Source organism: Streptomyces sp. NPDC017979, assembly GCF_044328175.1.
In the GTDB taxonomy this organism is placed as follows: domain Bacteria; phylum Actinomycetota; class Actinomycetes; order Streptomycetales; family Streptomycetaceae; genus Streptomyces.
In genome coordinates this window covers 1-20,699 of sequence record NZ_JBIRGU010000013.1, presented here as the reverse complement: position 1 = coordinate 20,699, position 20,699 = coordinate 1, and the positions used below count along the sequence as shown (strand labels likewise).

18 protein-coding genes and 1 pseudogene are annotated in these 20,699 nt (G+C 72.4%); 14 read left to right on the top strand and 5 right to left on the bottom strand.

The genetic code is table 11. The features are described 5' to 3' along the window. Positions 1-117: 117 nt before the first annotated feature. The gene (locus ACH4E8_RS27715) at positions 118-531 is read right to left on the bottom strand and encodes a tetratricopeptide repeat protein (RefSeq protein WP_398453070.1); all 414 of its coding nucleotides are present in this window, start codon (positions 529-531) and stop codon (positions 118-120) included. A gap of 674 nt (positions 532-1,205) precedes the next feature. Between ACH4E8_RS27715 and ACH4E8_RS27710 the strand changes: the two genes are divergently transcribed. Continuing rightward, a complete protein-coding gene (locus ACH4E8_RS27710) occupies positions 1,206-2,540 on the top strand; it encodes a hypothetical protein (protein WP_398453068.1) in 1,335 nt (444 codons plus the stop codon). 214 nt (positions 2,541-2,754) lie between these two features. Here the strand turns inward: ACH4E8_RS27710 and ACH4E8_RS27705 are convergent, their stop codons facing one another. Then, positions 2,755-4,707, bottom strand: a complete 1,953-nt coding sequence (locus ACH4E8_RS27705; protein WP_398453066.1) for a CocE/NonD family hydrolase — start codon at positions 4,705-4,707, stop codon at positions 2,755-2,757. Positions 4,708-4,933: 226 nt separating this feature from the next. Here ACH4E8_RS27705 and ACH4E8_RS27700 point away from each other — a divergent pair, with 226 nt between their 5' ends. The 3 genes from ACH4E8_RS27700 (at position 4,934) to ACH4E8_RS27690 (ending at position 8,852) form a co-directional block, all read left to right on the top strand. Further along, positions 4,934-6,508, top strand: coding sequence for an AbgT family transporter (locus ACH4E8_RS27700; RefSeq protein WP_398453064.1), 1,575 nt, complete (start codon positions 4,934-4,936; stop codon positions 6,506-6,508). Between the two features lie 21 nt (positions 6,509-6,529). After that, complete coding sequence (locus ACH4E8_RS27695; protein ID WP_398453063.1) at positions 6,530-7,618, top strand: DUF5937 family protein; 1,089 nt, start codon at positions 6,530-6,532, stop codon at positions 7,616-7,618. A gap of 226 nt (positions 7,619-7,844) precedes the next feature. After that, a complete protein-coding gene (locus tag ACH4E8_RS27690; RefSeq protein WP_398453061.1) occupies positions 7,845-8,852 on the top strand; it encodes an aldo/keto reductase in 1,008 nt (335 codons plus the stop codon). 19 nt (positions 8,853-8,871) lie between these two features. Here the strand turns inward: ACH4E8_RS27690 and ACH4E8_RS27685 are convergent, their stop codons facing one another. After that, positions 8,872-9,363: a hypothetical protein gene (locus tag ACH4E8_RS27685; RefSeq protein WP_398453058.1), complete on the bottom strand. Its 492-nt coding sequence runs from the start codon at positions 9,361-9,363 to the stop codon at positions 8,872-8,874. Between the two features lie 622 nt (positions 9,364-9,985). Between ACH4E8_RS27685 and ACH4E8_RS27680 the strand changes: the two genes are divergently transcribed. The 7 genes from ACH4E8_RS27680 to ACH4E8_RS27650 all read left to right on the top strand — a co-directional run bounded on the left by ACH4E8_RS27680 (position 9,986) and on the right by ACH4E8_RS27650 (position 16,536). Next, a complete protein-coding gene (locus tag ACH4E8_RS27680; protein WP_398453055.1) occupies positions 9,986-11,203 on the top strand; it encodes an LLM class flavin-dependent oxidoreductase in 1,218 nt (405 codons plus the stop codon). Continuing rightward, the gene (locus ACH4E8_RS27675) at positions 11,200-11,757 is read left to right on the top strand and encodes a GNAT family N-acetyltransferase (RefSeq protein ID WP_398453053.1); all 558 of its coding nucleotides are present in this window, start codon (positions 11,200-11,202) and stop codon (positions 11,755-11,757) included. The genes ACH4E8_RS27680 and ACH4E8_RS27675 overlap by 4 nt, the downstream gene beginning before the upstream one ends. Further along, positions 11,754-12,806, top strand: a complete 1,053-nt coding sequence (locus ACH4E8_RS27670; protein WP_398453051.1) for an amino acid ABC transporter permease — start codon at positions 11,754-11,756, stop codon at positions 12,804-12,806. The genes ACH4E8_RS27675 and ACH4E8_RS27670 overlap by 4 nt, the downstream gene beginning before the upstream one ends. Further along, positions 12,803-13,606 (top strand): amino acid ABC transporter ATP-binding protein, encoded by an 804-nt coding sequence (locus ACH4E8_RS27665; RefSeq protein ID WP_398453049.1) that lies wholly within the window; start codon positions 12,803-12,805, stop codon positions 13,604-13,606. The genes ACH4E8_RS27670 and ACH4E8_RS27665 overlap by 4 nt, the downstream gene beginning before the upstream one ends. Positions 13,607-13,650: 44 nt before the next feature. Further along, positions 13,651-14,634, top strand: coding sequence for an ABC transporter substrate-binding protein (locus tag ACH4E8_RS27660; RefSeq protein ID WP_398453046.1), 984 nt, complete (start codon positions 13,651-13,653; stop codon positions 14,632-14,634). An 82-nt stretch (positions 14,635-14,716) separates the two neighbouring features. Next, positions 14,717-15,274, top strand: a complete 558-nt coding sequence (gene ssuE, locus ACH4E8_RS27655) for an NADPH-dependent FMN reductase (RefSeq protein WP_398453043.1) — start codon at positions 14,717-14,719, stop codon at positions 15,272-15,274. Between the two features lie 128 nt (positions 15,275-15,402). Next, positions 15,403-16,536 (top strand): LLM class flavin-dependent oxidoreductase, encoded by a 1,134-nt coding sequence (locus ACH4E8_RS27650; RefSeq protein WP_398453041.1) that lies wholly within the window; start codon positions 15,403-15,405, stop codon positions 16,534-16,536. A gap of 6 nt (positions 16,537-16,542) precedes the next feature. On the opposite strand, the gene ACH4E8_RS27645 is transcribed toward ACH4E8_RS27650, so the two are convergent. After that, positions 16,543-17,526, bottom strand: a complete 984-nt coding sequence (locus ACH4E8_RS27645) for a LuxR family transcriptional regulator (RefSeq protein ID WP_398453039.1) — start codon at positions 17,524-17,526, stop codon at positions 16,543-16,545. Positions 17,527-17,724: 198 nt separating this feature from the next. Between ACH4E8_RS27645 and ACH4E8_RS27640 the strand changes: the two genes are divergently transcribed. After that, positions 17,725-19,137, top strand: coding sequence for an aminopeptidase P family protein (locus ACH4E8_RS27640; protein ID WP_398453038.1), 1,413 nt, complete (start codon positions 17,725-17,727; stop codon positions 19,135-19,137). Between the two features lie 68 nt (positions 19,138-19,205). On the opposite strand, the gene ACH4E8_RS27635 is transcribed toward ACH4E8_RS27640, so the two are convergent. After that, positions 19,206-19,589, bottom strand: a complete 384-nt coding sequence (locus ACH4E8_RS27635) for a DUF5997 family protein (protein WP_398453035.1) — start codon at positions 19,587-19,589, stop codon at positions 19,206-19,208. A gap of 58 nt (positions 19,590-19,647) precedes the next feature. Here ACH4E8_RS27635 and ACH4E8_RS27630 point away from each other — a divergent pair, with 58 nt between their 5' ends. After that, positions 19,648-20,463 (top strand): LysR family substrate-binding domain-containing protein, encoded by an 816-nt coding sequence (locus tag ACH4E8_RS27630; RefSeq protein ID WP_398453033.1) that lies wholly within the window; start codon positions 19,648-19,650, stop codon positions 20,461-20,463. Between the two features lie 102 nt (positions 20,464-20,565). Further along, positions 20,566-20,699: pseudogene (locus tag ACH4E8_RS27625) on the top strand (ABC transporter); the annotation flags it as partial.

The following is a 20,699-nucleotide window of genomic DNA, read 5'->3' as shown; positions in this document are numbered from 1 at the left end:
GTCTGAAGGATCCCGCCGGGCCCCACCCCCGAGCCCCTGGGCGGACTTCAGATGCCCACCAACCCTGGGGTGATCGTCGGCGACGACCTGGCGCCGTTTGCTCCGGCGCCGCTGTCGTCACGCGGAGCCCCGGCTGTCCCGGTCCGCTTCCTCGCGCCAGCGGACGGCGTCGCGCTGGGACAAGACGGTGTAGATGAAGTCGGCTCCGTGCACCCGCTCCATGTCGAGCACCAACCGTTCCAACGCCTCGGCGGCACCAGCCGCGTCCCCCGCCCTGCCACGCAAGTTGGCCAGGTTGAGCCGAGTGGTGAGGACCTGAGGGTGGTCTTCGCCCAGCACCCGCACCCGGTCGGCGAGCAACTGCTCGGAGACTTCCACGGCGCCGGCCAGGTCCCCGATCTCGCTCAGGTAGTGGGCCCGGTGCCGGAGCGCCACGGTGTCGGGGAGCTCCTCGCGCAGCGTCCGATCCCGCTTGTCCAGTTCCTTCTCCGCCCGTGCGAAGGGGTTGCCCAGCACTCTCTTCGCCTGCATCACACCAAACGCGGCCCCCACTGCGACCGCACCCGTGATCACCCATCTCCACGACACGTCAGGAACACCTCCTTCGCTTCACACTGTCCGGCCGACGCCCATCTCATGGCCTCGGCCGTAGTGGACCCACTACCTCCATGTGCGCCCCGACGGCCCGCGTCAGTTGCGCCGGGCCCACACGGCGACCGGAACACGGCGGACGCCCCGGGTCCACCCAACCCAAACCAGACGAGACCGAGAGCTCAAGTATGTCGCCCTTCCTGCGCGTTCAGGGCCGGATCGGCCAGCGCACCCTCTCGTTGACCACCGCCGCCCTGCCGTTGGCCGGCTGGGCGGCCCCCGCCGTCGCCCTGCACCAGCGCTCGCCACCACCCGCCGAGCCTTCGCTCACCAGCCTGCTGCGCCGTCCTGCCTGCACCGCCCGCACCCGTCGGCCCCTGGCCCGCCGCCACCGTCGACGCCCTGGAGGTGCTCAAGGCCGCCCCCCACACGGGTCCCAACCCCGCTCGATCAGCCGTACGTGCCCCGCCCGGCGGGCCGCGGCTCGATGCCGGTCATGTGCCCAGCCTCGCGGCGGCGCCGGCCCTGTTGTCAGTGGCTTGCACCATGATGACGGGCATGTGACGGCCTGCCCGACGAACTCCCGAGGCCGTCCTGGACGACAGGGGTGTGTTGTGCGTAAGCCGGTCACAGGCAAGGTGCACGTTCACTACGGACAGATCTACGTCCACAGCGATCCGGACAACACGAACCCAGACCTCTCCGAGGCATTCGCAGGCCAGAGCGTCGGATTGTGCGGGGCCGCGGTCCCGGGCACGCTCTGGCTGGTCACCGCACTGCACACAGGCGACGTCGACTTCAGCGTGGAGATCCATGACGAAGCACCTCTCCTGCACTCAGATTGGCAGGACGTGGTCGAGGTGTCCTTCCGACCGATGTCGGAACGCACCAGTTTGGTGCAGTGGGCGGGCGAGGCCGCGTGGAACCTCGACCTCATCCTGACCGACTACCGGGTGCGGTACTGCGCCCAAGGAATGGACGAAGGTCGGGAACTCGACACCACCGGCCCCAGGGAACCACGAGCAGAGCGCTACCTCCTGCAGTTCTGGCCCGCCCCACCCAGCCCCGACCACATGATCCGCCAGACCTCGCACAACGCCGCGTACTGGCACCGCTACGCCCGCGAACTCCCGCCCCCACCCACCCCCGAGCAACGCGCCGAGGCCGAACACCTCGCCCACCAGGCGGAGCAACAGGCCGCCGAAGAGCAGCGACTGCACCGCGAGCAGTGGGAGTGGGGCGGACGGCTACCGAGCGAAGGGCTGCGCGGTGCCCGCGAGAGCAACGTCCTCGGTCTGCTCCGCTTCGACAGCGACCTGGTGCACGCCCTCGATGCTGCAGGCCCCGAAGTCCAGCGTGCAGTGGCACTACTGGCAGCGCGGCGGGCCTGCGAAGTGGCGGGCCTGACCGATGTGCTGTGGGTCGCCGAGGCGCTCACCGAGTTGGCGGAGGAACGTCCGCTCCCGCCGCCGTTCGACGACACGGCCCGCATGTGGGAGACCCTGCGCTCCGACCCCAGCGTCCCGGGGCGGTCGGTGCGCCGGGCGACACCTCCCGAGCGAGCGCCATACCACCCGCCGACGACTCCGGGGGCGGAGTGGACATGGGCCCCGGATGCTGAGCTTGGAAACGACGGACCACATCGGCCTGGCCTGGGCCGAGCACTGGGCGCACTCGTACCGACGGCGTCCAGCGACGAGAGGCCGACGCCGCCCGCAGAAGTGAGGCGCACCGCGGCCGTGGAGGTCCACGCCACCGGCACGCCCCGCGCCCCCGAACAGATCTCACAGCCCCACTTCGCTCTCCCCGCAGTGCTCGCCGCCGCCGAGCCCGCCCCGCTCAAGGCGGCACTGGACGCGGTGTGGCACGCGGTCAACACCTACGGCGAGCACTACCCGGAACTGCTGGAAGAGATCTGGTCAGCGTCCGCCGAGGAGACAGAGGAGTAGGGGGTAGAGCCCCCGTTCCGTTTGACGATGCCCCCAGTAGTGGGCTTGAGCGCCAGTTGCGACACGATCCTCCGCAGACACAAAGCCGGACGGAACCGAGTGCCGTACGTGGTCCGGCACTTCGGCAAGTCCCGCGACGCAGACTCCGACCACTTGTCCTCAGTGCGCGACCCGTGGCCACCCCCGGCAGGCTCCCCGCTTCGGGCGGGCGGGGCTACTTGCCGGACCCGGCCAAGTGGAGCTGGCGGAGCGACTTCGTTCCGCCCTCCACCCACACCCGCAGCCGGGAGGGGCGCGCCGCGCCCATGTGCACCGTGTTCGTGGCCACGACAGTGCGGCGCGCCGCCGCCTCCGGCTCGCCGGTGTTGGAGTTCACGTCGAAGCGCGGGAAGTTGCTGGAGGAGACGTCGAGCCGGATGCGGTGCCCGGCGGCGAACCGGTTCGCCGTGTCGGGTGCGGTGACCTCGATCTCGTACACCTCGCCGGGCACCAGCGGCGCCGGTTCCTCGAAGGAGTCGCGGAAGCGGCAGCGCAGGATGCCGTCGGTGAGGTTGACGGCGAAGCCGTGCGGATAGTCCTCGTTGGGCGGATGGACGTCGATCAGCTTGATGGTGAAGTCGGTGTCCAGCGCCGTGCTGGAGACGTGCAGCCGCGCCGACACCGGACCGGCCAGCACCACGTCGTGCCGCAGCGGCGGGGTGCTCAGACTGATCACGTCCGGTCGGGCGTCCAGCGGGAGGAACGGTTCGCGTGCTCCGTGCACCCGGGCGTCCGGGGCGTTCTGGTCGTACGCCCCGCCCGCCATCACCGGCTCGCCCGAAGTGACCTGGCCCCCCAGGGTGGGGACCGGGTCGCGCGGGTCGAAGTCGTACGTGACCGACGAGGTCTCCGCGGCGGGCGGGCCGGTGGTGAGCAGGCCGTCTGCGGTCAGGTACAGGTCGACGGGGGCCGTCGCCGCCGGCGGCCACTGGCCGTCCGTGCGCCACTCGCCGCCGTGCCGCATCCGCCCGGCGGCGTCCCGCCGCCCGTCGCCGCCGCCCATCAGGAAGTACTGGACGGCCGGAAGGTCTCCGCTCCCGGCCGCGCCGGCGGCGTCATCGGGGGCCACCCGTCCGAGCGCCCGGTCGAACCAGCGCCGCCGGAACTCCAGGTACGAGGGCGCGAGGTTGCCGTCCAGCGTCGCCCGCGGACCGAAGTCCACGTCCCCGGCGTGCGTCTCGCAGCGGTGGCCGTGCGTCCACGGGCCCATCACCAGGTAGGACGGCGCCGACTTCAGCTCGCGCAGCGCCGTGAAGTTCTCGATGGTGGAGCGGACGTAGGGGTCGTACCAACTGCCCAGGTGCAGGCTGGGTGCGTCCGGGAACCGCTCGTAGAAGCCCCGCCCGTACAGCGCCGGATTGCGGTAGTAGTCCCCGAAGGCGTCCTGCCGCCACTGCTCCAGCAGGAAGTCCTCGTAGACGGGCAGGTGCCGCAGGGGACTGCACCCGGGCCGCCACGGCAGCGCACCGAACCACCCCGCCACGTCCACCCGCGCCAGCGCCTCCGACAGCACCGGGTCGGCCGCCGCCTCCGGGCTCCGCGCCGCGTGCCGCACCGCCCACGTCACCTGCTTCAACTCGAACGCGCCGCCCATCCGCATGCCCGCGTCGTACGCGGACGAGAAGCCGCCCGAATCCTGGAACATGGCGGCCAGCCCCGGCGCCCTCTCGGCTGCGGCGGCCGACTGGCAGTGCGCCGAGTACGACACCCCCGTCATCACCACCCGGCCGTCGCACCACGGCTGGGCCACGAGCCAGGCGATGGTGTCCGCCCCGTCGGGCCCCTCGCCCAGGTACTTCACGAAGGAGCCTTCGGAGTCGCCGCGGCCCCGGCAGTCCTGCCGTACGACGTGGTAGCCGGCGTCGGTGAAGTGCCGGGCGGTCTCCTCCGGTGACGGCACCGGGGCGCCCGCCCGGTCCTGGTCCGACACGCGGGCCGCGCGCCGCCCGTAGGGCGTGCGCTCCAGGAGCACCGGCAGCGGGGTCGCGTCCGGCTCGGCCGATGCCGAGTACAGGTCGGCGGCGAGGTGCACGCCGTCCCGCACGGGGACGGCGAGGGCACGGCGCCACAGGGCACCACCCGCGAGGGGTTCGGGACGGGCGGCGGCGGAGGTGTCGTACGAGGTCACGACCGTGACGCTAGGCAGTGGCCCAGGTCATGGCGATCACTTGACCTCATCAGGTCAACTGTTCCGTCGGACGGTGACGGGACAGGACGCGGGACCTACTGTGCACCGCATCCCGGGAACGCCCCGCCTGCCGGCACGGCGGATCGTGCGTGCACCGGGTTCCTTCCCGTACCGCTCGCGGCGTGGCCGCGCCCTGTCCCCGTACCGCCTCCCGAGGAGCACCGCCATGAGCACACCCGTCCAGCCCGCCCCCGAAGCGCCTCCCGGCGGGTCCGGAGAGGAGGGCCGCGGCTCCCGCTTCCTCGACGTGATCGAACGTGCGGGCAACGCACTGCCCCACCCGTTCTGGCTGTTCTGGATACTCGGCGGCGTCGTCGCCGTCGCGAGCTGGGCCCTGAACGCGTCCGGGCTGAAGGTCGAGGACCCCTCGTCCGGGGACCTCGTCGGAGTGCGCAGCGCCCTGTCGAGCGACGCGGTACGGGACCTGATCACCGGTGCCGAGGAGTCCTTCGTCACCTTCGGCCCGCTCGGCACCGTGCTGATGGTGATGCTCGGCGTCGCGGTCGCCGAGCGCTCCGGGCTCTTCGAGGCGCTGGCCCGCCGGATGCTGTCGGGGCTGTCCCCGCGCACGGTCGTCCTGGGCGTGGCCCTCGGCGGCGTGCTCGGCAAGTTCCTCTCCGACTCCGCGTACGTGGTGCTCATCCCGCTCGGGGCGGTCGCCTTCCGTGCCGTGGGACGTTCCCCCATGCTCGGCATGATCGTCGCGTTCGTCTCCATCAACGCCGCCGGCGACGCCAATCCGCTGATCGCGCCCGGCGACGCGCTGTTCGCCTCGGTCGCCACTGAGGCCGCGCAGCTCATCGACAAGGAGGCGGTGGTACGCCCCACGGACAACATGTACTTCACGACCGTCTCGGCGTTCGTCCTCGCCGCCACCATCGCCCTGGTCGTGGACAAGGTCCTCGCCAAGCGCGAGCACCACCTGACCCCGGACCCCGACCTGGAGGCCGCCGCGGCGCGGCAGGTCGTCGCGGCCCAGGTGGACGACGCCACCGAACTGCGCGCGCTGAAGCTGACCGGGCTGGCCGTCCTCGGCTACGCCGCGCTGATCGTGCTGGCGATGCTGCCCACCGCGTCGCCGCTGCGCGGCGAGGGCGGCGCGATCGTCGAGTCCACCTTCATGAACTCCATCGCCGTCTTCCTCACCGCCTTCTTCCTCTTCATCGGTGCCGTGTACGGGTGGCTCACCGGCCAGATCAAGGGCAGCCGGGCGATCCCGCAGTTCATGGCGGAGGGCGTGCGCTCCATCGCCCCGCTGCTGGTGCTCTTCTTCGCCGTCTCCCAGTTCCTGGCCCTGTTCAAGTGGACCGGCATCGCCACCGTCGTCGCCGTCGAGGGCGCGGACTTCCTCAAGGGGCTCGGCGCCCCCACGCTGCTGTTGTTCTCCCTGCTGATCGTCGCGATCGCGCTGCTGAACCTGGTGATCACCTCGGGCTCCGCGCTGTGGAGCCTGGTCGCCCCGGCCCTGGTGCCGATGCTGATGCTGCTGGGCACCAACCCGGCCACCACCATGGCGCTGTACCGCATCGCCGACTCCTGCACGAACTCCATCACGCCCATGAGCACCTCCTTCATGCTCTGCGTCGGCTACCTCCAGACCCTGCGCCGCAAGGCCGGCATCGGGACCCTGGTCTCCTTCACCCTGCCCGTCGCCATGATCATGCTCGCGGTGTGGACCGCGCTCTTCTTCCTCTGGTACGCGCTGGGCATTCCGCTCGGCCCGGGCGCGCCCGTGCGATGAGGCCCGCCGTACCCTGACGGCGTGAGCATCGTCCTCGACCTCGGCGGGCTCGGCCCCACGGACCTCGTGGTCGCCCCCTCCGCCCTGGCAGAACTGATGGCGAGCCTGCACGTGCTCGCCGAACCCGAGCACCACCCGGAGGCCGCGGGTTGGACGGCCCGCGCCGTCGCGGACCCCGCCCTCCGCGACGAGCTGCTCCTCTTCGCCCCGCTGTGGGCGCGCTTCCGCTGCCGGCTGTTCTTCCCCCGCGGGCTCCCGCTCGCCGAGGACCTGGGGGAGGAGCTGACGGCGCTGGCACGGCTGGACGCCGGGGACTTCCTGGGCCTGGTGGCCCCGGGAGTCCTCGGCACCACCGCGCAGCCGGTGCCGCCCGCCGGCGAACTGCGCCCCGGCACCGCCGCCGCGCAGGAGTACGTCCGCCGCTGCCAGCGCCGCTCCTACGCCCGCGGCGAGCTGGCCCGACAGTTGGTCGCCGCCCCGCTGGAGCTGCGGGACCGACTGCTAGGGGCCCTCCGTGCCGCGGACACCGCCTTCTTCGCCGACGACTGGCGCACCCTCCGCCCGCTCCTGGAGGACCACGCCCGGGAGGTCCGCCGCCGACTGGCCGTCCGCGCCCCCGTGGACGTGCTCACCGACCTGCTTCCGACGGCGGTCCGGGTCGGCCCGGGCGAGCGGATCCGGCTGGACAAGCTCCAGAACCACGAAGTCAGGGTCGCTCCCCGCCCGCTGGTCCTCGTCCCGTCCGCCCGGGTGTGGCCCCATCTGACGGTGAAGAACGAGCACCCTTCGTGCGTCGTGGTCCACTACGCGGCACGCGGCACCACCCCCGACGAACAACTCACCGTGCGCGATCTCCACCAGCGCCTGATGGCCCTGACCTCGCCCGCCCGGATGGAGCTCTGCCGCCACCTGCTGGGCGAGCCCATCACCACCTCGGAACTGGCCCACCGCCTGGGCTCCACGGAACCGCAGGTCTCCCGCAGCCTGCGCGTGCTGCGCGAAGCGGGCCTGGTCCGCTCGACCCGCGACGGCAAGCTGGTGCGCCACCGCCTGGCCACGGACGTCATCCGGAGGCTGGGCCACGACGTCCTCGCGACCGTGGGTCGATGAGCCAGACCGTAGGCCAAAAATCTCTCGGCATCCGCGTCCGGGTGTGCAAGGGTGACGCTGATCTGGGCGCCTGCCGGGCTTGGCGCGCGCGTGCACACGCACGGGTTCCGCGACCTGGGCCCGCCCGGTCGCTGCGTCCACGAGATGACCCCGGCCCCGGACCGTGCACCCCCACAGGTCTTCATCGGTCCGTGCCGCAACGCCGTACGATCGAGAGGGACTTGAGATGCGTCACCGCTTCCTGGGATCAACCGGACTCGTGGTAAGTGAACTGTGCCTGGGGGCCATGACGTTCGGGCGGGAGAGCGCCGAAGAGGAGTCGCACGCCATCTTGGACCGCTTCGTCGAGGCGGGCGGGAACTTCGTCGACACCGCCGACATCTACTCGGCCGGCGCCTCCGAGGAGATCATCGGCAAGTGGCTCAAGGGGCGCCGGCGTGACGACGTCGTCATCGCCACCAAGGTCCGCTACGGCACCGGCGACAGCCCCAACGACCGCGGGCTCGGGCGCAATCACGTGATCTCCGGCGTGGAGGCCAGCCTGCGCCGGCTCGGCACCGATCACATCGACCTGTACCAGGTGCACGCGTGGGACCCCGCGACGCCGCTGGAGGAGACCCTCGCCACGCTGGACACCCTGGTGAAGTCCGGCAAGGTCCGCTACCTGGGGGCCAGCAACTTCACCGGCTGGCAGCTCCAGAAGGCGCTGGACCTCAGCCGGCTGCACGGGTGGGAGCGGTTCGCGACCCTCCAGCCGCTGTACAACCTGCTGGACCGCTCCACGGAGTGGGAGCTGATCGAGGTGGCCCGGCAGGAAGGGCTCGGCGTCATTCCGTGGAGCCCGCTGCGCGGCGGCTGGCTCAGCGGGTCGATCCGGCGCGGCGCCACCGCCCCGCCGGCCGGCAGTCGGGTGGAGACGGCCGAGCGGCTCGGCTGGGGCGAGTCCTGGAGCGCGTACCAGGACGAGCGCACCTGGCGGGTCCTGGACGCCCTGTTCGAGGTGGCCGAGCGCAGCGGGCTGACGCCCGCTCAGGTCGCCGTCGCCTGGCTCGGCGGCCGGCCCGCCGTCACCGCCCCGATCGTCGGTGCCCGCACCCTCGACCAGCTCGACAACGTCCTCGGCGCGGCCGACGTCGACCTCGACCCGGCCGACGCGGAGCTGCTGACCAAGGCCGGCGACCAGCCGCTGCCGTACCCGTACAGCGTGATCGCCACGGATCCGGCCCAGCGCTGACCCCTCCCGGCCGGCCCGGTCAGGCCGCGCGGCACAGCGCCGCGCGGCCGGTCGGGGCCGAGGCGCGGGGCGCGGCCGGGACCCGCGAACGCTCCCGGGCGAAGACGACGAGCCGCAGCACCGCGAACCGCCCGATGCCGGCGAGCGCGGAGGCCGACAGATAGACGACCTGCTCCAGCACCGCCCCCGGCGTCGCCACCAACTGCTGGAGCAGGAACATCGCCACGCACGTCACGACGTACGCCGCAGCCGCTGACCCGGCCGACTGCGCGTGCTGACGCCATGTCGCCCGTCCGCCTGCGCCGAAGGTGAACCGGGCGTGCAGTTCGGTGGCCAGGAGCGTGCCGGCCACTGTGACCAGGGCGTTGGCCAGGGCCCAGGGCAGCCACGCCGTGAGGGCCGCCACGGCGAAGCTGGAAGCGAGCCCCACCCCGCCGCCGCAGACCACGAAGCGGGCGAAGGCCGAGACGGCGCCGGGTGCCGTCCGTTGCTGGCTCTGCGCTGGCTCCATGACCCCACCCCTTTGATCGGCTTCTGCCGGAAACGTGTGCCCCTCGGCCTGCGAAGCAGGTGGACGCACCCTCCAGTGATGCCATGATGGCACATCAGTGGCGCCATTATGCAAGGTTTTTGATGCCGACTTGGTGGCGGTGGTGCCATCGGACCTGGATGGGCGGACGAACCGCTCAACTCCGGTCCACCATCCGGGCCGTGGTTGACGGGAGTCACGTTGTACGGCTCAATGAGTCACATGAACGCCGAGCGGCACTTGGTCACCCGTGACCACATCGACTTCGGTCGCGTGTGGTCCGCTGCGTGTTGCGCCTGATGCGGCAACGGGCCGTCTGACCGGCCCTTATCCCTTCCCGGTAGCCCTCTTGCGGGCCGGGTCGCCTTCCCCGCACCTCCCTCCTCGCGGCTTCGCCGCGTCTCGCCGTGGGCACGCGCCCGAACCGCGTACGGACGGCCCCGGCCGAGCCTGACCCACCCCACCCCACGGCGTCAGCACACCCGACCACCACGTGATTCGCAGCCCCCGGCAGCGCCCTGACGCCCGGCTGCACCACGGGCGCTCCGCCGCGCCCCGGTGCCTTCCCGGCGCGAGGGCAGCAGGCTGCAGAAAGGCATCTCCCATGCCAGTGGAGTTCCTCGGCATCGCCGCCACCAACGACGGATCCGAAACGACCGCGCGCTCCGGCGCCGCCTTCGACAAGGAGTACACGCTCCGCCTCGCCCGGGCCCACGAGGACCACGGCTGGGACCGGGTGCTGTTCGCCTACGGCTCCGGATCGCCGGACCCCGCGCCGGCCGCCGCGTACGTCGCGAGCAGGTCGGAGCGCCTCCAGATCCTGCTGGCCCACCGGCCGAACGTGTCGTACCCGACCTTCGCCGCGAAGACCTTCGCCACGTTGGACCAGATCAGCGAGGGCCGGCTGACGGTGCACTTCATCACCGGCGGCAACGACCACGAGCAGGCCCGCGAGGGCGACACCCTCACCAAGGACGAGCGCTACGCCCGCACCCGCGAGTACATCCGGATCGTCAAGAAGGTCTGGACCGCCCGGGAGCCCTTCGACCACGAGGGCGAGCACTACCGCTTCCACGACTTCCTCAGCGACGTGTTCCCCTTCCAACAGCCGCGCCCGGGCGTGTCGTTCGGCGGCTCGTCACCCGCCGCGTACGCCGCGGGCGGCGCCGAGGCCGACGTCTACTGCCTGTGGGGCGAGCCCCTGGCGAAGACGGCCGAGCAGATCGAAGCGGTGAAGGCCGCCGCCCGGGCCGCAGGCCGCACCGACGTGCCCCGCATCCAGGTGGCGTTCCGCCCGATCATCGCCCCGACCGAAGAGTTGGCCTGGGAGAAGGCCCACCGCACGGTGGCCGCGATCAAGGACCGCAGGGAACGGAGCGGGGCGTTCATCAGGCACCACGGGCAGGTCCAACCGGAGAACACGGGCTCGCAGCGGCTGATCGCCATCGCCGAGGCGGGGGAGCGCTACGACCGCGCACTGTGGACCCCGACGGCCGCCGCCACCGGTGGTGCGGGCAACTCCAACGCCCTGGTCGGCACCCCGGAGACGGTCGCCCAGGCGCTGCTGGACTACTACGACCTCGGCGTCGACGTCCTCTCCGCCCGCGGCTACGACCTGCTGGGCGACGCGATCGACTTCGGTCGGCACGTGATTCCGATCGTCCGCGAGGAGGTCGCGAAACGGGACGCCGAACGGGACGCCGAACGGGACGCCGAACGGGACTCCGAGCGCGATGCCGACCCTGATGCCGTACGCGGCGCCCACCCCGACGCCAAGCCGGCATCACACGCTGCGCCCGCCCCCGCGGCGGTGACCCGATGACCTCCGCCGCACCGGGGACCTCGCCCGCACCGCCCCCGCCGCCGACATCGGCCGCCCCGACCGTCATCCACGTGTCCGTCTCCGACCCCAGGGCGAAGCCCCTGCTGCGCGAACTCGGCGAGGAGTACTCGACGCGCTACGGCAAGGACGCCCACGGAGAACTCGCCCGCTACCCCGACGAAGAGTTCACCGCCCCGTACGGCGGCGTCCTGCTCCTCCTCCTGGAAGGCGACGAGCCCGTCGCGGGCGGCGCCTTCCGCCGGTACGACGGGGCGACGGCGGAGTTGAAGCGGATCTGGACGCACTCCGCCCACCGCCGGCGCGGCCTGGCCCGCCGCGTCGTCGCCGAGTTGGAGCGCGAGGCCGAGGCCCGCGGATACCAGCGGATCTACCTGACCACCGGACCGCGCCAGCCCGAGGCCCGCGGCCTGTACCTGACGACCGGATACGCCCCCCTGTTCGACACCGGGGCGGATCCGGAGTCCATCGGCCCGCTGCCCTTCGAGAAGCACCTGTCGACCGCACCGCACCAAAGAAGGGCAACCGACCTGTGAGCGTCCACGGCACCGGGACGCCCCGGAGCGCCACCGCCGTGCCCCCTGCGATCGAGCCCCCGGCGCCCGACCAGACCGACCGGTCCGACCCGCCCGACGGCGCGGCACCCGATGCCCTCACCATCGTCCCCGCCCGCCACTACGCCCGCTGGGTCGCGGCCGCCGCGGCCGTCGTGGTGATCGCCCAACTCCTGCACGGACTGGCCACCAACCCCGTCTGGGAGTGGCACGTCTTCCGCGCGTACTTCCTGTCCGAGACGATCCTCCAAGCCGTCTGGGTCACCCTCCAACTCACCCTCTACGCCACGGTGCTCGGCTTCCTCCTGGGCACGGTCCTGGCCTTCATGCGGCTGTCGCGCAACCCGGTGCTCCAGACCGTCGCCTGGACCTACATCTGGATCTTCCGTGCCATCCCGGTGATCGTCCAACTGGTGTTCTGGTTCAACCTCAGCGCCCTGTACGAACGGTTGGGCGTCGGCATCCCCTTCGGCCCGGTCTTCTGGTCCGTCGACAGCAACAGCCTGATCGGCACCATCGGCGCCGCCGTCATCGGACTGACCCTGCACCAGGCGGCGTACGCCGCAGAGGTCGTCCGCGGCGGCGTCGTCGCCGTCGACCACGGGCAGTTGGAGGCGGCCGCGGCGCTCGGCATCCCCCGGCTGCGGCAGATCCGCCGGATCGTGCTGCCCCAGGCCATGCGCGCCATCCTGCCCACCGCGGGCAACGAGATCATCGGTCTGCTGAAGGGCACGTCGGTGGTCTACGTGATGTCCATCGGGGAGCTGTTCTACCAAGTGCAGGTGGTCTACGGCCGCAACGGCCGGGTGATCCCGCTGCTGCTGGTCGCCACCGCCTGGTACGTCGTCCTCACCTCCCTGCTGTCGATCGGCCAGTACTACGTGGAACGGCACTTCGCCCGCGGCGCCGACCGGACCCCGCCGCCCACCCCGATCCAGCGGGCCCGGCACTTCGCCCGCACCCTGCGCGCCCGGGCCGCCGAGCGCGACCGGCCCGTCACCGTGCTCAAGCAGTCGGGAGCGGGCCGATGAGCGGGACGACGACGTACGCGCACGCCCCGGACACCGCCCACCGGGTGATGGTGGACGTGCACGGCGTCCACAAGAGCTTCGGCGCGGTGCCGGTGCTGCGCGGCGTCGACCTCCAGGTCCACGCCGGCGAGGTCGCCGTCGTCCTCGGCCCCTCCGGCTCCGGCAAGTCCACCCTGCTGCGGACCATCAACCACCTGGAGAAGGTCGACCGCGGCTGGATCAGCATCGACGGCGAGACCGTCGGCTACCGCCGCTCCGGCCGCAAGCTGCACGAATTGCGGGAGCGGGAGGTACTCAAGCAGCGCACCCACATCGGTTTCGTCTTCCAGGACTTCAACCTCTTCCCGCACCTGACCGTGCTGGCGAACCTCGTGGAGGCGCCCGTCTCCGCGCTCCGCCGTCGGCGCGGGGAGGCGGAGGAGGCCGCCCGTCGGCTGCTGGCCCGGGTCGGGCTCGCCGATCGGGCCGACGCGTACCCGCGGCACCTGTCCGGCGGCCAGCAGCAGCGCGTGGCCATCGCCCGGGCGCTCGCCCTGGAACCGAAGGTGCTGCTCTTCGACGAACCCACCTCGGCGCTCGACCCGGAACTCGTCGGCGAGGTCCTCGACGTCATCAAGGACCTGGCCCGCTCCGGCACGACCATGATCGTGGTGACCCACGAGATCGGCTTCGCCCGCGAGGTCGCCGACACCGTGGTCTTCCTGGACGGCGGCGTCGTCGTCGAGCAGGGCCCGCCGTCGGCCGTGCTCGACCGGCCGCGGCACGAGCGCACCCGCTCCTTCCTCGCCAAAGTCCTGTGACGCGCCCCGCCCGCCCCCTTCCCCACGAGTTTGGAGTACGGCCCATGTTCCGCTCGAAGGCCCGCCGCACCGCCGCAGCCGCGCTGGGGCTGACCGCCGCCCTCGCGCTCGCCGCGTGCAGCAACCCCTCCGACGGCGGCACGGTCGAGGTCGCCGCCACCAAGGGCACCGGCACGAAGATCAACCTGAGCCCCGACCAACGACGCGTCACCGCGGCGAAGGTCGACGCCATAGCCGCCGAGGTCCCGCAGGAGATCCGCGAGCGGGGCACCCTGGAGATCGCCAACTCCTCCGGCTCGGCGGCCCCCTTGAACTTCTACGCCAACGACAACAAGACCGTCATCGGCGTCGAGGTCGACCTCGCCCACCTCGTCGCCGGCGTCCTGGGACTCGAACCGCACGTCAACACGGTGTCGTGGGAGAACGTCTTCGTCGGCATCGACAGCGGCAAGTACGACGTCGGCTTCAGCAACATCACCGACACCGAAGAGCGCAAGGAGAAGTACGACTTCGCCAGCTACCGCGAGGACAACCTCGGCTTCGCGGCCCGCAAGGGCAGCGGCCTCAAGGTGACCGGACCCAAGGACGTCGCCGGCCGGACCGTCGCGGTGAGCAGCGGCACCAACCAGGAGAAGCTGCTCGTGGAGTGGAGCCGGGAGGCGGTCAAAGCCGGCCTGAAACCCGTCGACATCAAGTACTACCAGAACGACAGCGACACCTACCTGGCCCTGCAGTCCGGCCGGATCGACCTCTACCTGGGCCCCCACCCGACCGCCGCCTACCACGCCGCCACCACCGGCAGGACGGAGGTCGTCGGCACCCACTCCGGAGCCGGGGCCACCCTCCAGGGACTCATCGCCGCCACCACCAAGAAGGACAGCGGACTCGCAAAGCCGCTCGCCGCCGCGCTCAACGAGACCATCAGCAACGGCACGTACGGCCGAGTCCTGGCGCGCTGGGGACTCTCCGCCGAAGCCGTCCCCGCCTCCGAGGTCAACCCGCCCGGACTGCCCAAGACCAACAAGTAGCCGGCGCGGCCGCGGGGCCGGAAGCGCCGCACCGCCCCGCACCCGCCGCCCCACGCCGCCTCATGCACCCGAAGGGTTCACCATGGCCACCGTCCTGTCCGTCTCCGGAAGCCCCTCCGCCACCTCCCGCACCGCACGCCTGCTGCGCCACCTCGACCAGCGGCTCGCGGCCCACGGACACGAGGTGACCTCCCTGGACGTCCGCACCCTGCCCGCGGGCGCCCTGCTCGGCGCCGACCTCGGGCACCCGGCGATCGTCGACGCGATCGCGCTGTTCGCCCGCGCCGAGGGCGTCGTGGTCGGCACGCCCGTCTACAAGGCCGCCTACTCCGGGTTGCTGAAGTCCCTGTTGGACCTCCTGCCGCAGCACGCCCTCGCCGGCAAGACGGTCCTGCCGCTGGCGACCGGCGGGACCACGGCGCACGTCCTCGCCATCGACTACGCCCTGCGCCCCGTGCTCAGCTCCATGGGCGCCGCCCACGTCGTCCAGGGCTGGTTCACGCTCGACAGGGACATCGCGGTCGGCCCCGACGGCACCCTGACCGTCGCCAAGAGCGCTGCCGAAGCCCTGGCCCAGGTCGTCGACCAGTTCTCCGACGTCCTCGACAGCCGTAAGGCCCTGCTGACCGCCGCCCCGTGAAGCGCCGCGGCGCCCCGTGAGCACCGCGGTCGCGCACGGACCCGCCCGCCGCACCGTCCGCACGCCGACCACCACCGGGCCGGCACCCGCACCGGCCCCCGTCGACCGCTGAGGAGCAGCACCCGACCATGTCCGCCATCCCCCTCGGGGTCCTCGACCTCGTCCCGATCCCGTCCGGCTCCACCGCCGCACGGGCCCTGCACAACACCATCGACCTCGCACGAAGGGCCGAAGAGTTCGGCTACGCGCGCTACTGGGTCGCCGAGCACCACCTCAACCCCGGCGTGGCCGGGTCGTCGCCGGCCGTCGTCCTCGCCCTGACCGCCGCCGCGACCTCCACGATCAGGATCGGCGCCGGTGCCGTGCAACTCGGCCACCGCACCGCCCTGTCCACCGTCGAGGAGTTCGGGCTGATCGACGCCCTGCACCCCGGGCGGCTCGACCTCGGCCTCGGCCGCTCCGGCGGCCGCCCCGGCGGACGGTCGACCGAGGCCCGCCCGACCACGTCCCCCGTCGTCGCCGGCCGCGCGCCCAACGGGCTGAGGATCCCGTCGCGGTTCTCCTTCGAGCACGTGCTCAACTCGCCCCGCTTCCGGCTCCAGCAGCGGCTGCTGCACCTGCCAGGCGCCGGCCCGCAGGACTACGACGAGCAGGTGGACGACGTGCTCGCGCTGCTGCGCGGCGAGTACCGCGCCGCGGACGGGACCGAAGCCCGCGCCGTCCCGGGCGAAGGCGCCCGAGTGCAGGTGTGGATCCTCGGCAGCAGCGGCGGGCAGAGCGCCGCCGTCGCCGGCCGCAACGGACTGCGCTTCACGGCCAACTACCACGTCAGCCCGGCCGCCGTCCTGGAGGCCGCCGAGGGCTACCGTGCCGCGTTCCAGCCCTCCGAGCACCTCGACAAGCCCTACGTCAGCGTCTCCGCCGACGTCGTCGTGGCCCCGGACGACGAGAGCGCCAGGGAACTGGCCACCGGGTACGGCCCGTGGGTCCGCAGCATCCGCACCGCCGAGGGCGCCATCCCGTACCCCACCCCCGATCAGGCCCGCGCCCTCACCGACGGATGGACCGACGCGGACCGGACCCTGGTCGCCGACCGCGTGGAGACCCAGTTCGTCGGCTCCCCGGGGCGCGTCGCCGACCAGCTCGAACAACTCCAGGAAGCCACCGCGGCCGACGAGCTGATCGTCACCACCATCACGCACGACCACGCCGACCGGGTGCGCTCCTACGAACTCCTCGCAGCGGAGTGGCAGCGCCGGTGAACCCGGTCACAGCCATCCGCTGCGCTGCGCCTGCAAGGCCAGTTGGAAGCGGTTCGCGGCGCCAGCCCTGGCCATCAGGATCTGGAGCCGGCGGAAGAAGGTGCGGCGGCTGACCCCCAGCTCGCGGGCGATGACGTCGTCGCCCGCGCCGCCCGCGAGGAGCCACAGCAGGCGCCGGTCGGCCGGCGGCAGACCGCCCGGGCGCGCCGCACGCCCCGGGAACGGCACGGCGCTCTGCCACGACAGCTCGAAGAGCGCCACCAGCGCGGACAGCAGACCGCACGGCTGCACGACCAGCATGGTGTTGTGCACGTCGGCCTGCTCGATCGACAGCGAAACCAGCGCGTACGCCTCGTCGATGATCACGAGCTTGACCGGCACCGACGGCAGCGTCCTGGCCTGCTCGCCGGCCTGCACGCACGGCTCGATGACGTCCCTCAGGTGCCCCGGGTGCTCCAGCGAGTCCCGCGAGTACACGACCCGCTGCCGCACCCCGCGGGCGAGCGTGGCCAGCGAGTCGTCCGTGGCGCTCGACAGCGGGAAGTACGGCGGCGACTCGAACTGCCGGATCTGCTCGCGCGCGCTCGCCCACGCCTGCCGCATCCTGGGTCCGATGGCGTCGCCGGTGACGACCTCCACCAGATCGTCGTTGTAGGCCGCGAGCCGCTGCCGCCGGAACGAGTCGAAGGCGCCCCCGACCGCGATGCGCGACTCCTCGACCTCGGCCGCCCGGTGCCGGGCGAGGATCTCCAGACCGGCCGCCGGCGGCACCGGGGCCACCACGTCCCCGCCGTCCTTCGCGGCACTCGCCAGACCGGCGTCGACCAGCGCACCGTACGCGGCGTCCAGCTCCGCGCCGTCCAGACCGGTCGCCGCCGCGACCGCACCCAGCGGAGCGGGGGCGACGTCGAGGAGCGCGAGATAGACCCGGGCCGCGGCTCCGTCGAGCCCCAGCACGCGCAGCGCATCGCCGAGTTTCGCGTTCGTCATGCGTCGCATTATCCGGCGCCCGGGCCCGAGTCCTGGCCGATCGGTGCCACTGGCACTGCTCGGCGCCCGGCGGGTGCCGAGCGGGATACCGTCCGATGGCCGCCGACGACCGGCGGCGGCGAGGCAGGTCCGGGCCGCACGACGGCGGCCCCTCGCTGCCCCGTTCCGTGCCCATCACACCAGGGGAAGGCGTACGACGTGGCGAAAGGCCGGAAGAACGGTCTCTACTCAGGGATCTCCGAGGAACTGTCCGCCCTGATGCGCACGGGGTGGGCGGACACCGAGCGGCACGATCTGGCACCGGACGAGCAGGCACCTTACGCGGCCCGCCGCCGCACCGCGCTCTCCGAGCGCTTCCCGGGCGAGCGCCTGGTGATCCCCTCGGGGAACCTCAAGGTCCGCTCGAACGACGACACCTACCCGTTCCGGCCCTACTCGGGCTACGTGCACATGACCGGCGACCAGGCCCGGGACGGCGCCCTCGTCCTCGAACCGCGCGCGGACGGCGGGCACGACGCGTACTGCTACCAACTGCCCCGGGACGGCCGGGACGACCAGGAGTTCTGGACCGGCCCCCACGCCGAGCTGTGGATGGGCCGGCGCCGCTCCCTCGCCGAGTCGGAGCGCGTGCTCGGCCTGCCCTGCCGCGACGTCCGCACCGCCGCCGAAGACCTGGCGGCGGCCTCCGGAGCGCCGACCCGCATCGTCCGCGGCATCGACCCGGCCCTGGAGGCCGCCGTCACGACCGACGACGAGCGCGACGCCGAACTGAAGGAGGCGCTCGACGACCTCCGCCTCGTCAAGGACGACTGGGAGGTCGCGGAACTCCGCAAGGCCGTCGACTCCACCGTGCGGGGCTTCACCGACGCGATCGGCGAGCTCTCGGGCGCCGTCGCCTCGTCCGAGCGCTGGATCGAGGGCACGTTCTTCCGCCGCGCGCGCCTGGAGGGCAACGCCGTCGGCTACGGCACGATCTGCGCCGCCGGCGAGCACGCCACGATCATGCACTGGACGAACAACGACGGCCCGGTGCGCCCGGGGGAGCTGCTCCTGCTCGACGCCGGGGTGGAGACGCACACCCTCTACACCGCCGACGTCACCCGCACGCTGCCGATCAGCGGGACCTTCACGCCCGTGCAGCGCAAGATCTACGACGCGGTGTACGAGGCCCAGGAGCTGGGCATGGCCGCCGTGAAGCCGGGCGCCGCCTACCGCGACTTCCACGAGGCGGCCCAGCGCCACCTGGCGACCAGGCTGGTCGAGTGGGGCTTCATCGAGGGCCCGGCCGACCGGGCGTACGAACTCGGCCTCCAGCGCCGCTTCACCATGGCCGGCACGGGGCACATGCTCGGGCTGGACGTCCACGACTGCGCCCGGGCCCGGAACGAGGAGTACGTGGACGGCGTGCTGGAGCCCGGCATGGTCCTCACCGTCGAGCCCGGCCTGTACTTCCAGCCCGACGACCTCACCGTGCCCGAGGAGTGGCGGGGCATCGGCGTCCGGATCGAGGACGACCTCCTCGTCACCGACGACGGCCACGAGAACCTGTCGGACGGCCTGCCGCGGTCGGCGGACGACGTCGAGGAGTGGATGGCACGCGTCGCGGGCTGAGTGAACGGCCGAAGGGCCGCCGGGCGCGGAATGCGCCCGGCGGCCCTTCGCCGGTGTCGGTCGCCCGACTACTTCTCTGCGTTCTTCTCCTTGTCCTTGAGGCGCACGGCCTCCTTGCGGACCTCGGCCTGCGTGGCGCGCTCGCGCACCAGCCAGTCCGGGTTCTCCTGCTTCAGGGACTCGATCTGCTCGGTGGTGAGCGCTTCGGTGACCCCGCCGCGGGCGAGGCCGGAGATGGAGATCCCGAGCTTGGCGGCGACCACCGGACGCGGGTGCGGGCCCTCGCGGCGCAGGTCCCGCAGCCATGCGGGCGGGTCGGCCTGGAGCGCGTTCAGCTCGTCGCGGGAGACGACGCCCTCCCGGAACTCCGCGGGGGTGGCTTCGAGGTACACACCCAGCTTCTTGGCCGCCGTGGCGGGCTTCATGGTCTGGGTGCTCTGGCGCGACGTCATGCGTCCAAGGATATCGAGTGCCGCCCGGGCCTTTGACCACGCACGGTAATCTGGCCTCGTGACAGCCCCGGAGACAGCCCCCGATTCCCCCGCCTTCCGCCTCGCCTACGTGCCGGGCGCGACTCCGGCGAAGTGGGTGCGGATCTGGCGCGAGCGGCAGCCGGACGTCCCGCTGGAGCTGGTCCAGGTCACCGTCCCGGCGGCGTCCGATCTGCTGCGCGAGGGCGGCGCGGACGCCGGCCTCGTACGGCTACCGGTGGACCGCACGTTCTTCAGCGCCATCCCGCTCTACACCGAGACCACCGTGGTGGTCGTGCCGAAGGACCACCTGGTGGCGGCGGTGGACGAAGTGTCCGTTGAGGACCTCGCGGACGAGATCGTGCTGCACCCCCTTGACGACGCCCTCGGCTGGGAGGCCCCGCCGGGGCGGCCCGCGCTGGAGCGCCCGGCGACGACGGCGGACGCCGTGGAACTGGTGGCGGCGGGCATCGGGCTGCTGGTCGTCCCCCAGTCGCTGGCGCGGTTGCACCACCGCAGGGACCTCACCTATCGACCCGTCGTGGACGCCCCGCAGTCCTCCGTCGCCCTGTGCTGGCCCGAAGAAGCCACGACCGACCTGGTGGAGGACTTCATCGGGATCGTGCGCGGGCGCACGGTCAACAGCACCCGGGGGCGCCGCACCGAGGAGGAGCCGAAGAAGCCGGCCAAGGCCGGGAAGAGCCCGAAGGGCGGCAAGGGCGGTGGCGCCGCCAAGGGCGGGCAGCAGTCGCAGCGGCGGTCCGGCCCGAGCGGCGGCCGTATGGGCGGTACGGGCGGCGGCAAGGCGCCCCGCGGTTCCGGCCGCGGCTCCGGCAGGCCGCGCCGCCGCGGCTGAGCTGCGGAGGTTTCAGCGGTCGAACGGATCGGGCGGTGCCGGCCCCGGTGCTGAAACCGCGGTGCAACCGCGCTGAAGGCACCCCGCCGCATCCTCTGCGGCATGACGACTACGACACCTCATCCACCCGCCGTCTGCGCGACCGGTTTGCGCAAGTCGTACGGGGACAAGTCCGTGCTCGACGGGATCGATCTGGCCATCCCGGCGGGGTCGGTGTTCGCCCTCCTCGGTCCGAA

Bases quoted from the DNA above. Each gene is read 5' to 3' on its own strand.
- ACH4E8_RS27660 (WP_398453046.1), top strand. From the start codon at position 13,651: ATGTTCCGCTCGAAGGCCCGCCGCACCGCCGCAGCCGCGCTGGGGCTG.
- ACH4E8_RS27645 (WP_398453039.1), bottom strand. From the start codon at position 17,526: ATGACGAACGCGAAACTCGGCGATGCGCTGCGCGTGCTGGGGCTCGAC.
- ACH4E8_RS27700 (WP_398453064.1), top strand. From the start codon at position 4,934: ATGAGCACACCCGTCCAGCCCGCCCCCGAAGCGCCTCCCGGCGGGTCC.
- ssuE (WP_398453043.1), top strand. From the start codon at position 14,717: ATGGCCACCGTCCTGTCCGTCTCCGGAAGCCCCTCCGCCACCTCCCGC.
- ACH4E8_RS27665 (WP_398453049.1), top strand. From the start codon at position 12,803: ATGAGCGGGACGACGACGTACGCGCACGCCCCGGACACCGCCCACCGG.
- ACH4E8_RS27690 (WP_398453061.1), top strand. From the start codon at position 7,845: ATGCGTCACCGCTTCCTGGGATCAACCGGACTCGTGGTAAGTGAACTG.
- ACH4E8_RS27680 (WP_398453055.1), top strand. From the start codon at position 9,986: ATGCCAGTGGAGTTCCTCGGCATCGCCGCCACCAACGACGGATCCGAA.
- ACH4E8_RS27675 (WP_398453053.1), top strand. From the start codon at position 11,200: ATGACCTCCGCCGCACCGGGGACCTCGCCCGCACCGCCCCCGCCGCCG.
- ACH4E8_RS27650 (WP_398453041.1), top strand. From the start codon at position 15,403: ATGTCCGCCATCCCCCTCGGGGTCCTCGACCTCGTCCCGATCCCGTCC.
- ACH4E8_RS27715 (WP_398453070.1), bottom strand. From the start codon at position 531: ATGCAGGCGAAGAGAGTGCTGGGCAACCCCTTCGCACGGGCGGAGAAG.
- ACH4E8_RS27685 (WP_398453058.1), bottom strand. From the start codon at position 9,363: ATGGAGCCAGCGCAGAGCCAGCAACGGACGGCACCCGGCGCCGTCTCG.
- ACH4E8_RS27635 (WP_398453035.1), bottom strand. From the start codon at position 19,589: ATGACGTCGCGCCAGAGCACCCAGACCATGAAGCCCGCCACGGCGGCC.